At 67.1% G+C, this 10,965-nt stretch carries 12 protein-coding genes; 3 read left to right on the forward strand and 9 right to left on the reverse strand.

What is annotated here, in order from left to right; genetic code table 11:
* Positions 1 to 105 precede the first annotated feature (105 nt).
* Both G3N92_RS25035 and G3N92_RS25040 read right to left on the reverse strand, forming a co-directional pair.
* Complete coding sequence (locus tag G3N92_RS25035; RefSeq protein ID WP_206130283.1) at positions 106 to 636, reverse strand: hypothetical protein; 531 nt, start codon at positions 634 to 636, stop codon at positions 106 to 108.
* 91 nt (positions 637 to 727) lie between these two features.
* Positions 728 to 1,621 (reverse strand): LysR family transcriptional regulator, encoded by an 894-nt coding sequence (locus tag G3N92_RS25040; protein ID WP_206130284.1) that lies wholly within the window; start codon positions 1,619 to 1,621, stop codon positions 728 to 730.
* Between the two features lie 126 nt (positions 1,622 to 1,747).
* Between G3N92_RS25040 and G3N92_RS25045 the strand changes: the two genes are divergently transcribed.
* A complete protein-coding gene (locus tag G3N92_RS25045) occupies positions 1,748 to 2,488 on the forward strand; it encodes an SDR family oxidoreductase (protein ID WP_206130285.1) in 741 nt (246 codons plus the stop codon).
* 5 nt (positions 2,489 to 2,493) lie between these two features.
* Here the strand turns inward: G3N92_RS25045 and G3N92_RS25050 are convergent, their stop codons facing one another.
* The 5 genes from G3N92_RS25050 to G3N92_RS25070 form a co-directional block, all read right to left on the reverse strand.
* Entirely contained in the window at positions 2,494 to 2,832 is a 339-nt protein-coding gene (locus tag G3N92_RS25050) for a DUF2628 domain-containing protein (protein ID WP_206130286.1), read from the reverse strand.
* 135 nt (positions 2,833 to 2,967) lie between these two features.
* Complete coding sequence (locus tag G3N92_RS25055; RefSeq protein WP_206130287.1) at positions 2,968 to 4,275, reverse strand: MFS transporter; 1,308 nt, start codon at positions 4,273 to 4,275, stop codon at positions 2,968 to 2,970.
* 130 nt (positions 4,276 to 4,405) lie between these two features.
* On the reverse strand, positions 4,406 to 5,251 hold the full coding sequence (locus tag G3N92_RS25060; protein WP_206130288.1) for an NAD(P)-dependent oxidoreductase: 846 nt from the start codon (positions 5,249 to 5,251) through the stop codon (positions 4,406 to 4,408).
* A gap of 18 nt (positions 5,252 to 5,269) precedes the next feature.
* Entirely contained in the window at positions 5,270 to 6,271 is a 1,002-nt protein-coding gene (locus tag G3N92_RS25065) for a transketolase family protein (protein WP_206130289.1), read from the reverse strand.
* Complete coding sequence (locus G3N92_RS25070) at positions 6,268 to 7,146, reverse strand: transketolase (RefSeq protein ID WP_241015008.1); 879 nt, start codon at positions 7,144 to 7,146, stop codon at positions 6,268 to 6,270. The genes G3N92_RS25065 and G3N92_RS25070 overlap by 4 nt, the downstream gene beginning before the upstream one ends.
* Before the next feature lie 183 nt (positions 7,147 to 7,329).
* Here G3N92_RS25070 and G3N92_RS25075 point away from each other — a divergent pair, with 183 nt between their 5' ends.
* Positions 7,330 to 8,229, forward strand: coding sequence for a LysR substrate-binding domain-containing protein (locus G3N92_RS25075; RefSeq protein ID WP_206130290.1), 900 nt, complete (start codon positions 7,330 to 7,332; stop codon positions 8,227 to 8,229).
* Positions 8,230 to 8,251: 22 nt separating this feature from the next.
* Here the strand turns inward: G3N92_RS25075 and G3N92_RS25080 are convergent, their stop codons facing one another.
* The gene (locus G3N92_RS25080; RefSeq protein ID WP_206130291.1) at positions 8,252 to 8,728 is read right to left on the reverse strand and encodes a hypothetical protein; all 477 of its coding nucleotides are present in this window, start codon (positions 8,726 to 8,728) and stop codon (positions 8,252 to 8,254) included.
* A gap of 368 nt (positions 8,729 to 9,096) precedes the next feature.
* Positions 9,097 to 9,678 carry a TetR/AcrR family transcriptional regulator gene (locus tag G3N92_RS25085; protein ID WP_206130292.1) on the reverse strand — a complete coding sequence of 194 codons (582 nt, stop codon included), beginning with the start codon at positions 9,676 to 9,678 and terminating at the stop codon, positions 9,097 to 9,099.
* Between the two features lie 142 nt (positions 9,679 to 9,820).
* Between G3N92_RS25085 and G3N92_RS25090 the strand changes: the two genes are divergently transcribed.
* Positions 9,821 to 10,816, forward strand: coding sequence for an aldo/keto reductase (locus tag G3N92_RS25090; RefSeq protein ID WP_206130293.1), 996 nt, complete (start codon positions 9,821 to 9,823; stop codon positions 10,814 to 10,816).
* Positions 10,817 to 10,965: the final 149 nt, after the last annotated feature.

Raw genomic sequence — 10,965 nt, forward strand, 5'->3', positions numbered from 1 at the left:
TAGCCCCGTTCCGTGATTTGCCGAACCGCTTCCTGCTTGAATTCCGGGGTAAATCTCTGTGCACTCATGACGCCCTCCTATGCTCAAATCATAGGCCGGCAGCGTCTAGCATTCCCTGGGCAGTCCAGACAGCCGAACATCCTTCATCCCAAAGTTATGCATGCCGCAGGTATAAGGCGCATCGCTGCCCACCGTCACCACGAACGCCCGATACGCGCTCAGCAGATGAACATTGGCCACATAATCGCGCCATTGCTCCGGCGAGTGCGCCACCCCCGAGCTTTCCACCTTCACCCCCAGCCCACCGGCATCAATCAGCGCCGCACCCGCAGCCATCAACGCTTCGATCCTGGCGCGGCTACCGCCTTCATCGACCACATACACCACGGATTTATGCTGCGCGATCGCCGCCATTTCGCTGCTGTCGCGCCAATGCGGTCCAGCCGCATGAAAAGCCGACGCCATACGCTCGTCCGCGCTTTCAAAATGAACCCGGAAGGCGTCCTGCGATTCCATCTGCATGAGTATCCCGCCGGCGAACAGATATCCGGTATCCGCATGGATCAAGGCTGCAATCAAATCGGCGCGTGTTTCCCACGAACCAGGAATACAAAGCACCGTGCGATCGCTAGCCATATGAATGATCCGTCAAGAGCAGGAATGCGAAATCATAAGCGGAAAATATGAACATATGCATTGCCTAAATGAAGCAACGGCAATCACTGATTCATTCACCCCCCACCCGCAAACACCCAATCAAAGCCCGCAACTTCCCCGACCGTCTTCCCGCCATCGGAAAGTAAAGATAAAACCCCGGAATCTCCGGGCAAAACGCCTCCAGCACCGTCACCAATTCCCCGCGCGCAAGATAAGGCGCAAACGTCTCCGCCATCCCGAACGTGATCCCCGCACCGGCTAGGGCGGTGTGAATCATCACGCGCATGTCGTTGGTGGTGGTGCGCGGCTGCACGGCCACGTCGAACGCGCGGCCGGCTTCGGCGAATTCCCATCGGTAGGGCGCGGTGTCGGGCGCGGGCCGCCAGCCGATGCAGTCGAAATCGGCCAGATCGCGCGGGTGCGCCGGCACGCCGCGCCGCGCGCAGTAGGCGGGCGAGGCCACGGCGATCTGCCGTTGCGGCTGCGATACGGGCACGGCAACCATGTCGGCCTCGATCACTTCACCGAGCCGCACGCCGGCGTCGTAGCCTTCCTTGAAGATGTCGAACTCGTCGTCGGTCACGAACACGTCGAGCGCGATGCCTGGGTAGCGCTCGATGAAGCGCGCCAGCGATTGCCCCTGCATCACGCTTTCGGCAATCGACGACACCACGAGCCGGATCGTGCCGCGCGGCTCGCCTTGCGCGTCGCCGATGGCGTCGAGCGTCTGCGCGAGCGCGGCGCGGGCGGGCGCGAGCGAGTCGAGCAGTTTCTCGCCGGCCTCGGTCAGGCGCACGGTGCGCGTGGTGCGCTGGAACAGCGGCACGCCCACGCGCACCTCCAGCCGGCCGATCGCCTGGCTGACGGCGGGGCGCGTCACGCCGAGCCGTTCGCCCGCGCGGCGGAAGCTCAATGTTTCCGCCACGGCCAGGAACACGTCCATGCCATCGAAAAAGTCTGTCATTGGTAAGCAGGGCTTACTGAGCCATGTAACGGGAACGGCTCGATCCTCGCAGGGCTGCCGCGTATTGTCCAGGTGTCGCGACGCACTTCCTCCAACCGAGCGCTCACCCATGACAGGCAAAACACGATGGACACCCAAACCAATCGAACGGACAAGACGATTCTGATCACGGGCGCTTCGGCGGGCATCGGCGAGGGCATTGCCCGCGTCGCGGCGGCGGCAGGCGCGAAGCTGGTGCTGGGCGCGCGCCGCACGGAACGGCTCGAAGCGCTGGCGGCGGAATTGCGCGCGGATGGCGCGCAGGTCGAGGTTCAGGCGCTGGACGTCACGCAGCGCGCGCAGATGGAGGATTTCGTGGCGCGGGCGCAGGACGCGTTCGGCACCGTGGACGTGCTGGTCAACAATGCGGGCGTGATGCCGCTTTCACTGATGCGCTCGCTGAAAGTGGACGAATGGGATCGCATGATCGACGTGAACATCCGCGGCGTGCTGCACGGCATCGCGGCGGTGCTGCCGGTGATGGATCGCCAGGGGCACGGCCATATCGTCAACATCTCGTCGGTGGGCGGGCTGGCGGTATCGCCCACGGCGGCCGTGTATTGCGCGACGAAATACGCGGTGCGGGCGATTTCGGAAGGCTTGCGTCAGGAGAGCGAAACGTTGCGCGTGACCTGCGTCTATCCGGGCGTGGTGGAATCGGAGCTGGCGCACACGATCACCGATCCGGCGGCGGCGGAACTGATGCGCACGTACCGGCAGATCAGCATCCAGCCGGACGCGATCGGCCGGGCGGTGCTGCACGCGATCACGCAGCCGGAAGACGTCGACACGAACGACATCGTCGTGCGGCCGGTGCGCACACGCTAAACACGTTAAACGCCCTGGATGGACGCAGCAGGCGAGGGCGCGGCCGGTTCCTGCCGCACCCAACCCCGCCGTTCGAGCGTGCGGCAGTGCCACGCGTTGGCGCGCCAGCCGCAATAAATCGAAAAGAGAAGGCTCAGCCCGGTGGCGATCCAGCCGATCGCGCCGGGCAGGTCGCCGATGAAGCCGAGCACGAGTTCCACCGCGAGCATGATCAGCGCGACGAGCCACAGCTTCTTCGCGAGCGCCCAGAAGCCGCCGAGCAGCAACGCGGGCCAGTTGAACCCGGTCGGCACCGAAACCCAATCCGTGCGCGCGGGGTGCTTGAAGTGGATCCGTTTGGACATGGCGGCTTGGGCGGCAAACTCGAAGAGCGAAGGCCGTCACTGTAAACCGCTTCGCATGACAGAACGCACGGCCCCAATAAAAAACCGCCCCGAAGGGCGGTTTTTCCATGATGCAACGGCTCGGCGAAGCGACGCTCAGGCCGCGTAGCGCCGCTCCGAACCGGCGTCGCCCCGGCCTTTGGCCACCACGGCGGGCGCGGTTTCGCGCATGGTCAGCGCGCACGCCGCCGAGATGATGCCGAGCGACGAGAACATCAGCGCCGGCCCGATCCAGCCGAACACGCCGAACAGCGCGGTGGCCACCATCGGCAGCAGGCCCGCGATCACCGACGCGCCGTTGTAGCCGAGCGAGATGCCGGACGAGCGCACGTGGGCGGGGAACTGCTCGGAGAACCAGCTCGATTCCACGGCGAAGATCGGATCGTGGCTGAACAGCAGCGACAGCGCCACGGCCACGATCACCATGATCAGCGCGCCGGTGTTGATCAGCATGAACATCGGGATGCCGAACAGAATCGTGAAGATCGCGCCGAACAGGAACACCGGGCGGCGGCCGATTTTGTCGCTGAGCGCGCCGTAGATCAGGTGGCTCGCCAGGCCGATCGCGGAGCCGATCAGCGTGCCCCACAGGATGTGCTTGGTGGTGGACACGTGCGCGAGCGCCACGTACGACAGCATGAAGCTGGTGGTGATGTAGTAGCCGCCGGTTTCGGCCATGCGCAGGCCCATGATCTTCAGGATGCTGCGCCAGTCGCTCTTGATCACTTCGAGCGCGGGGGCCTTCACGACCTTGTTCTCGGCCTTGACCTTCTCGAAATCGGGCGATTCGGCCACGCTCATCCGGATGAAGATGCCGATCGCCACCATCAGGAACGACATCAGGAACGGCATGCGCCAGATCCAGTCGCCGGTGAACAGCTCGCTCGACAGCAGGAACGCGCCGTTGGCCAGCAGCAGGCCGAGCGGAATGCCGAGTTGCGGCACCGCGCCGAAGAAGCCGCGGCGCTTTTCGGGCGCATGCTCGACGGCCATCAGCACCGCGCCGCCCCATTCCGCGCCGAAGCCGATGCCCTGCGCCATGCGCAGCAGGATCAGCAGGGTGGGCGCGAGCACGCCGGCCTGCTGGTAGGTGGGCAGCACGCCGATCAGCACTGTGGCGGCGCCCATCCCGGCCAGCGCCCAGAACAGCACGGCCTTGCGGCCGATGCGGTCGCCGTAGTGGCCGGCCAGATAGCCGCCGAGCGGGCGCATCAGGAAGCCGACGGCCAGCGTCGCGAACGCGGCCAGGATGCCGATCAGCGGCTCCGTCGTATGGAAGAAGATCTTGCCGAACCACGCGGCGGCGGCGGTGCCGTAGATGAAGAAGTCGTAGCTCTCGACCGCCGAGCCGACCATCGATGCCACGGCCACTTTCAGTGCGCGGCCTTCGTTATGGGTAGTCATGTGTGATGTCTCCGTTGCTTGCTGCGCCGGCCGCCGGTGCATCGGGCGGCCGGGTCGTGTCGCGCTTCGTCGAGCGCCTGGCACGCCTGGCGCGGGCTGCGGGCCGTACCCCGTACGGCCCGTGTTGCGCTCAGCGCCAGGTTTCGATCACGCGGCTGTCGTCGCGCAGGCCGAGGCCCGCGTCCGCCGCCGCGCGGTAGCGGGCATTCGCGATGTCGAGCAGCGGCACCGCGGCGCCGCACGCCTGCGCGGCCGAGGCCACGAGGTCGCTGTCCTTCACGAAGATGTTGATCGAGCTCGTGACGTTGACGTCGGTGCCCTGCAGCATGCGCGGGCCGCGATCGGACAGCATCCACGAGCCGGCCGCGCCTTTCTCGATCAGTTCGAGCACGGCGGCCTGGTCGAGGCCGAGCGAGCTGGCCAGGTTCAGCGCTTCGGCCGCGGCGACGATATGCACCGAGCACAGGTGCTGGTTGACCACCTTGATCGCCTGGCCGTCGCCGAGCTTCGGGCCGACGATCCGCACGCTGCCCATCGCGTCGAGCACGGGGCGCACGGCGTCGATGTCGGCCTTTTCGCCCGAGGCGAAAATCACGAGCTGGCCGGTCTTGGCGCGGGCGGTGCCGCCCGTGACGGGCGCATCCACCACGCGCGCGCCGGCGGCCGCCAGCAGCGCGCCCTGTTCGCGCACCGAATCCGGGCCGACGGTCGACATGACCACCCAGGTCTGGCCGGCGAGCTGCCCGCCCACGCTGGCCACCAGCGCGGCCAGTTGCTGCGGCGTGGCGACCATCGCCACCACCACGTCGGGCGCGGGGGCGGCGGCGAACGCGTTGACGGCCGGCAGGCCGGCCTCGCGCGCCATCTCGAGCGCGCGTTCCGACAGATCCACGCCGGTCACGGCATGGCCGGCGCCCTGGATCTGGAGCGACATCGGCAAGCCGATCGCGCCGATTCCGATGAATGTGACGTTCATTGTGCTGTGTCTCCGGTGTTACTTGAGCCAGGTCTTGATGTTCGCGACGATCGCATCCGTCGAGATGCCGTAACGGTCGTGCAGCGTCGGCAGCGCGCCGGCGTCGAGGAACGCGTCGGGCAGGCCGATGTGACGGAATTCGGGCATCACGCGGTGGCGCACCAGCGCGCTGGTCACCGCATCGCCGAGGCCGCCGATCACGCTGTGGTTCTCCGCCACGATCACGAGGCGGCCCGGCTTCTTGCACTGCTCGATGATGGTGGCTTCGTCGAGCGGCTTGATGGTGGGCACGTGCAGCACGCCCACGCTGGCCGAGCCGTCGTCGAGCGCCTGGGCGGCTTCGAGCGCGCGCATCGTCATGATGCCTGACGAAATGATCAGCACGTCGGCGCCGTCGCGCAGCATCTTGGCCTTGCCGAGTTCGAACGTGTAGTCGTAATCGTCGAGCACGGCGGGCACCTTGCCGCGCAGCAGGCGCATGTACACCGGGCCATGATGCGCGGCGATCGCGCTGACGGCCTGCTCGGTGTCGAGCGCGTCGCACGGATCGATCACGGTCATGCCCGGAATCGCGCGCATCAGTGCCAGATCTTCGGTGGCCTGGTGGCTCGGGCCGTAGCCGGTGGTCAGGCCCGGCAGCGCCGCGCAGATCTTCACGTTGAGGTTTTCCTCGGCGATGATCTGGTGGATGAAATCGTACGCGCGGCGCGTGGCGAACACGGCGTAGGTGGTGGCGAACGGAATGAAGCCTTCCTTGGCCATGCCGCCGGCCGCGCCCATCAGCAACTGCTCGGCCATGCCCATCTGGAAGTGGCGCTCGGGGAACGCCTTGCCGAAGATGTGCAGATCGGTGTATTTCGACAGGTCGGCGGTCATGCCGACGATGTTCTTGCGCACTTCCGCTTCCGCCACGAGTGCGTGGCCGAACGGGGCGGGGCGCGTTTTCTGGCCTTCGGCGGCGATCGAGGCGATCATCGCCGAGGTCGTCAGGCGGGGCTTCTTGTCAACGACGGCGCTCATGCCTGGTCTCCTTGCTTGCTTTGCGCATGGTGCTGGTCGAGCACGGCGATGGCCTGCTGCCATTCTTCCGGATCGACGCGGATGAAGTGGTTCTTCTCGCGCGTTTCGAGGAACGGCACGCCCTTGCCCATCAGCGTGTCGAGCAGCACCACGCGCGGCTTCGCCTCGGTCAGCGCGCGCGCCCGGTCGAACGCCGCGAGCACGGCCGGCAGGTCGTTGCCGTCCACGCGCTCGACGTGCCAGCCGAACGCGAGGAACTTGTCGGCCAGCGGCTCGAAGCCGAGCACGTCGTGCGACGGGCCGTCCGCCTGCTGGCGGTTGATGTCGACCATCGTGATGAGGTTGCCGAGGCCGTGGTGCGCAGCGGACAGCGCCGCTTCCCAGGTTGCGCCTTCATCGAGCTCTCCGTCGGACATCGAGTTGTAGACGAACGCCGGGTTGCCCTTCAGGCGCAGGCCGAGCGCCATGCCGACGGCGATCGTCAGGCCCTGGCCCAGCGAGCCGCCCGAGATTTCCATGCCGGGCGTGTAGGTGGCCATGCCCGACATCGGCAGGCGGCTGTCGTCCGAGCCGTAGGTTTCCAGTTCGGCTTCGGCGATCACGCCGGCCTCGATCAGCGCGGCGTACAGCGCGATCGCGTAGTGGCCGTGCGACAGCAGGAAGCGGTCGCGGCCTTCCCATTCGGGATCCTCGGGGCGGAGGTTCATCGCGTGGCACCAGGTCACGGCGAGCGCGTCGGCGAGGCCGAGCGCCTGGCCGATATAGCCCTGGCCCTGCACTTCGCCCATGCGCAGCGCGAAGCGGCGGATGCGATAGGCATGATCGGCGAGTTTCGCGAGCGTCGAGACGGCTTGCGGCTCGATCTCCATCATCATTGTCATGGCGGTTCCTGCAAGAAACGGGGGAGATTCCTCGACCCGCGCCGCTCGCCGACAGTGTTTCCTGTTCAGCAATCGAGGCGGGTGGGAACGAGGTGGGGCGACTGTATCCGCGCCGTTTCGGGCCTGACAAAAGAAAAGATTACACTAGCTCATGAATTGAATTCACGAGTGCCGCCCATGAACGTGTTCCGCAAGATTCCGCTTTCGACTATCAGGGTTTTCGAGACTGCCGCGCGCACGCTGTCGTTCGCCGAGGCGGCGCGCGAGCTGAACCTGTCGCCGAGCGCCGTCAGCCACGCGGTGCGCAAGATGGAGGATCTACTCGGGCACCGGCTGTTCCAGCGCAGCACGCGCGAGGTGCGGCTCACGCGCGAGGGCGCGATGCTGATGGAGCACATCCAGCGCGGCATGGACGAGATGCAGCGCGGTTTCGCACTGCTGACCAGCGACGAGCGCACGCCGCTGCGGCTGCACACCGCGCCGAGCTTCGCGACGCAATGGCTGCTGCCGCGGCTCGCCGCGTTCGTGCGCGATCACCCGAACATCGACCTGCGCTTTTCGGCCAGCACCGAATACGCGCGCTTCGACGACGATTTCGATCTCGACATCGTGTACGGCACGCCGAAGCCGTCGGCGCACGAGCAGATTCCGCTCGCGCAGGAAGGGCTGGCGCCGCTCTGCACGCCCGCGCTGGCCGAGCGGATCCGCAAGCCCGAGGATCTGTATCGCGTGCCGCTGATCCAGTGCGAGGTGCAGATGTATCAGTGGAAGGGCTGGTTCGACGCCAACGGCCTGCCGCCGCCCACCCATTACGGGCTGCGCTTCGACCGCAGCTCGATGGCGATCGCGGCGGCGGTGGACGGGCTCGGCGTGGTGCTCGAATCGACGCTGCTGTCCGAGCGCGAGCTGCAGCGCGGCGAGCTGGTGCGGCCGCTGGCCGGCACCACGCGCGAGGTGAACTACATCGGGCATTACCTCGTGCATCCGCGCCGCCCGCATCGTCATGACGCGTTCGAGACGTTCAAGGCGTGGCTGCTGACGGCGCTCGGCATCGAGGAGGGGCAGGCGCCCGCGTGAGCGCGGGCGGCTGGGCGGCGGCCTACTTCGCCGCGCCCACCAGTGCGAACGCGTCGTACTTCGGATCGATCGGCGTGTGCGGCATGTGGTTCAGCGCTTCCTCCACCAGCGGCTCGCAGGCGCTGTAGTCCGAACCGATGCTGTCGCTGTGCGCCTGCGGGAAATTCACGGCCATCACCTTGCCGCCCCAGCGGTCCACCGTGGCCGTCATGGTGCACTTACCAGCGCCGCCCACCTTCAGGTCGAGCAGCACGATGTTCAGATCGAGCGCGGCGTCCGAGTTCGAGAAATTCCACTGCGCGGTCATGCGGTCGTCGGGGCCGCCGGTGCTGACGAGCTTCATCGTCTTGTCGGGAATCCCGACCGATTGCACGACGTCGAGAATATTGGCCCCGACCAGTTTGCCGTCCTGGACGTCGCGGGCTTCGTGGGTGCGATAGGCGGCGCAGCCTGTCAGCGAGATGCAAAGGGCGGCGAGGGGAAGTGTCAGGATTCGCACGGGAATACCTCCGGTTGGCGCATCGGGCAGGCGATGCGGGATGGACGGAGCGGCGCGGGGAGCGCCGCCGGGCACGCTGGCGGACGGTGCCACGAGACGGCGCGCAACGCAGGCATTGCAAACGGCTTGCAGCGCGCTTGCACGACGGAAATTGGTTGCGCGCACATAGACTTGAGCGAGCGGCGTGCGCAAAGTTCAGGGGAATGCGCGGCGTTTGCGTTACCGTTCCTTGCCTCGCCGGCGGCGGTGCGCCGAGGCAGGGCGGTTAGCAGGAATCGATCCCCGATCCGGCGACGGATGCGCGGAACAGCGCGATGCGTGTGTGTGCGAGAGAGGGCGCTACGCGATCGTCAGGCCTGCGAAACCTTTCAGGCGGGCCACGCCTGCATGGCCACGGCCACCATGTCGAGCAGATCCTGACGGCTCGCGCCGGTGCGCGCGTCGGAGGCCATGCCCCAACCCAGCACCATCAAGTAGCGCGCCAGCGCGTCCGGGTTCGCATCGGCGGCGAGATCGCCGGCCTGCTGCGCCTGCTCGAAGCGCGCGCGCAGGCGGGCGCGCCGCGCGTCGCGATGCTTGACCAGCTCCTGCGCCATCAGGCTCTCCGGGCCGCCGCCCGCCAGCGAGCAGTTGAACGCCAGGCAGCCGGCCGGCAAGCCCGGCTCGGTGTACAGCTCGGCCCAGCGCGTCAGCATCTGTTCGGCCACCTCGCGCGCCGTCGCGCATTGCGTCGCGTCTTCCGCGTATTGCAGGCGCGTCGCGCCGTAGCGCTCCAGCACGGTGCGGAACAGCGCCTCCTTGCTGCCGAACGCGTGATAGAAGCTCGGCGGCGTGATGCCGAGCGCGCCCGTCAGATCGGACAGCGACGTGCCTTCGTAGCCCTGCCGCCAGAACAGGTCGGTGGCGGTGTCCACCGCGGCGTCGACATCGAATACTCGTGGCCGGATCATGCGTTTCCTTTCGTTGGCGGGCGTCGGGCTCAAATATAGCATTCAATATAAATCGTTTGACGGCCGCGTTGCGCCCAAATTATAGTGATCGCTATATTTGCGAATCCATCGGGGATTCGCGGGTTTCCTGACGGAGGTGGTCATGCAGTTCACGCAACTGGGTCGTACGGGTTTGCAGGTGTCGCGGCTGTGCCTCGGCACCGGAACGTTCGGGCATCAGACCGACGAGGCGGAATCGTTCCGGATCTTCGACGCGGCGGCCGAGGCCGGCGTGAACTTCATCGACACGGCGAACATGTATCCGGGCGGCGCGCTGCCGCACGAGGTGGGCAGCTCGGAGGAGATCACGGGGCGTTGGCTCAAGGACAAGCGCCAGCGCTTCATCCTGGCCACCAAGGCCGGCGCGCCGATGGGGCCGCAGGCGTGGGATCGCGGCGGCTCGCGCAAGCATCTGCTCGATGCGATCGACGCGTCGCTGCGCCGCCTCGATACCGATTACGTCGATCTCTATCAGTTGCACATGGACGACGCCAACACGCCGCTGGACGAGACCATCGAGGCGATGGACGCCATCGTGCGCGCGGGCAAGGCGCGCTATATCGGCGTGTCGAATTTCCTGGCGTACCGGCTCGCGCGCGCGATCGGGCGGCAGGAACTGCTGCGGCTGACGCGTTTCGTCTCGGTGCAGCCGCGCTACAACCTGCTGTTCCGCGAGATCGAGCGCGAGCTGCTGCCGCTGGCGCGCGAGGAGGGGCTGGCCGTCAATCCGTTCAACCCGCTGGCGGGCGGCATGCTGACCGGCCGCTACCGCCAGAGCGACGATCCAGGCACGGGCCGCTTCTCGCCCGAGATGGGCACGTTCGGCGCGATGTACAAGAACCGTTATTGGCGCGAGCGCGAGTTCGGCACGGTCGAGCAGGTGCAGGCGCTGGCGCAGTCGGCCGGCACGGCGTTGCCGACGCTCGGCGTGGCGTGGGTGCTGGCGAATCCCGCGATTACTTCGGTGATTCTCGGCGCGAGCCGCCGCGAGCAACTGGCCGACACGCTGGCCGCCGCCGATTATGCGCTCGATCCGGCGCTCAAGACGCAGCTCGACGACCTGACGGCGGTGTACCGGCAGGGCGACGCGGGGCGTTGAGCGTGCGCCTCGGGCCGGATGCCGGACGCGTTCAGATCGACGCGGCCAGCGCGGCCAGATGCGCGGCCATCGCGCGCGCGGCCGGGCCCGGCTCGTCGCCGTCGCGGCGGCGTTCGATGGTCGAATAGGCGATCCCGGGCAGCGGCGGC

It is taken from the genome of Burkholderia sp. Ac-20379 (genome assembly GCF_017104645.1).
Taxonomy (GTDB): domain Bacteria; phylum Pseudomonadota; class Gammaproteobacteria; order Burkholderiales; family Burkholderiaceae; genus Burkholderia.

What these genes read in the sequence shown, in the direction of transcription:
- G3N92_RS25035 (WP_206130283.1), bottom strand. Translation starts at nt 636, where the DNA reads ATGGCTAGCGATCGCACGGTGCTTTGTATTCCTGGTTCGTGGGAAACA.
- G3N92_RS25040 (WP_206130284.1), bottom strand. Translation starts at nt 1,621, where the DNA reads ATGACAGACTTTTTCGATGGCATGGACGTGTTCCTGGCCGTGGCGGAA.
- G3N92_RS25045 (WP_206130285.1), top strand. Translation starts at nt 1,748, where the DNA reads ATGGACACCCAAACCAATCGAACGGACAAGACGATTCTGATCACGGGC.
- G3N92_RS25050 (WP_206130286.1), bottom strand. Translation starts at nt 2,832, where the DNA reads ATGTCCAAACGGATCCACTTCAAGCACCCCGCGCGCACGGATTGGGTT.
- G3N92_RS25055 (WP_206130287.1), bottom strand. Translation starts at nt 4,275, where the DNA reads ATGACTACCCATAACGAAGGCCGCGCACTGAAAGTGGCCGTGGCATCG.
- G3N92_RS25060 (WP_206130288.1), bottom strand. Translation starts at nt 5,251, where the DNA reads ATGAACGTCACATTCATCGGAATCGGCGCGATCGGCTTGCCGATGTCG.
- G3N92_RS25065 (WP_206130289.1), bottom strand. Translation starts at nt 6,271, where the DNA reads ATGAGCGCCGTCGTTGACAAGAAGCCCCGCCTGACGACCTCGGCGATG.
- G3N92_RS25070 (WP_241015008.1), bottom strand. Translation starts at nt 7,146, where the DNA reads ATGATGATGGAGATCGAGCCGCAAGCCGTCTCGACGCTCGCGAAACTC.
- G3N92_RS25075 (WP_206130290.1), top strand. Translation starts at nt 7,330, where the DNA reads ATGAACGTGTTCCGCAAGATTCCGCTTTCGACTATCAGGGTTTTCGAG.
- G3N92_RS25085 (WP_206130292.1), bottom strand. Translation starts at nt 9,678, where the DNA reads ATGATCCGGCCACGAGTATTCGATGTCGACGCCGCGGTGGACACCGCC.
- G3N92_RS25090 (WP_206130293.1), top strand. Translation starts at nt 9,821, where the DNA reads ATGCAGTTCACGCAACTGGGTCGTACGGGTTTGCAGGTGTCGCGGCTG.